General features: G+C 27.7%; 2 protein-coding genes. Both read right to left on the bottom strand.

Going from position 1 to position 1,520, the window contains the following annotated elements; all coding sequences use genetic code 11:
* Positions 1-12: 12 nt before the first annotated feature.
* Entirely contained in the window at positions 13-591 is a 579-nt protein-coding gene (locus AVBRAN12640_RS09820; protein ID WP_336609166.1) for a hypothetical protein, read from the bottom strand.
* Between the two features lie 161 nt (positions 592-752).
* The coding region (locus tag AVBRAN12640_RS09815; protein WP_336613006.1) for a hypothetical protein at positions 753-1,520 on the bottom strand (768 nt) is incomplete at its 5' end.

The raw sequence follows: 1,520 nt of genomic DNA, 5'->3' as shown, positions 1-1,520 counted from the left end.
GGTAGGGTTCTATTAGAACCCTAATGCAAAATTACCATGCTCTTTTATAGCTTGCATATAAATATCATTTCTAATAGCTTTGTTAAGTGTTAAATTTCTAAGCCAAGAATTACCCGTAATAGCTCTAGTTTTACCAGTATAATAATTTACAGCTTTAGGATCATAACTATAACTATATTGACTTCCTATAAATTGAGGAATTTTTGTTTGAGTAAAAGAAATTGCCAACAATTCTCCATTCATTAATCCAATTATTGCTTCATTAAATGCATTTTTTTGCATATATGATGCATTATCAGTTTTTTTAAAATCATAACCATACATATATACTGCTCTTTTATCTAATTCATTATCACCAAACAATACCACATGATTTGTTTGCAATAAATTTGCACTATGAAATGTAGTATTGAAATAACTTACGATATACCCGCCATGAACTTTATTCATCTCTTCAGTATTTAAAACTTTAACACCTAATGAATTATCACTTATAGCACCTTTGCTAATATCTGCTAATAAATCATTAGCATTAGCACTTAAGCTTAAAACGGCAACTAAAGATAAAACTTTTAATGTTTTTTTAAACATTATCTCTCCTTTGCTTTAAAACAAAACCTCATAATACTTTAACTAATTTTAAATAAAACTTAATATTAAAAATATTATTAATATTTGTTACTTTTCGTAATATTTTTAAATAATTCATAATTTTAAATTCCTTTAAAATTAATGGAATTTGAAATAGGAATTTAAACTTTTATATCAAATAAACTTATATTTTTTTGGCTGTATTGTAAAGCAGCTTGTAAAAACTCTTCAAATGTTTCGTAATTATCTATATCTTTAGGAGCTTTTAGGTTTTTACCACTTAGCATTTCATATAATAATTTTTGCATTAGCTTTTGCCACTCATCTTCTTTACCTATCTCATAGCGTTTTGTATTGTTTGGCTTTATCATACCCCAATCATCATCTGTGCGATACGGGTCAAATGGGTCGCTGTAGTCATGTCCCATTTGCTTAGCATAATTAGTTTTTTCACCTTCTACTAAAATATAATTATTATATAAAACAGCAGCTAAAAGTCCGCCTTTGCTATACTCGCCTTGCTCGTTTTGGTAGTTTTCTTTATGTGGGTCGTAGATAAAACTACATATACTATCTAACCACGCATCATAATTATTTATAGGTGGTTCTTTTTTAAAAAAAATATCATCTTTTTCAAACAAGCCAGATAAATAATTAGTAGCTCTATATTTTGAATCAAGCCTACAATAATCTGTCATTTTTACATAGTCTTGATAATCTTCTAATTTATCAAAAGTCTTTGTAATAGTTAAGCTTCTTTTATCCATTTCAAAAAAATGTGAAGTTTTCCAAAGCTCATCAGAGCTAAAAAAATCCTTTGAGTTTAAAAACTCATCGCCTAAAACTCCTTTTAAAACTTTATAAGCACTACTTGCACTTTTTACTATGTCTATGTTGTGACGCATTTTGTATATTGGCGGGTTTGCTTG

The sequence above is a fragment of the Campylobacter sp. RM12640 genome (assembly GCF_020137595.1).
Lineage (GTDB): Bacteria > Campylobacterota > Campylobacteria > Campylobacterales > Campylobacteraceae > Campylobacter_E.
The sequence above is the reverse complement of the archived record's forward strand: the minus strand, read 5'-3'. Positions and strand labels throughout refer to the sequence as shown.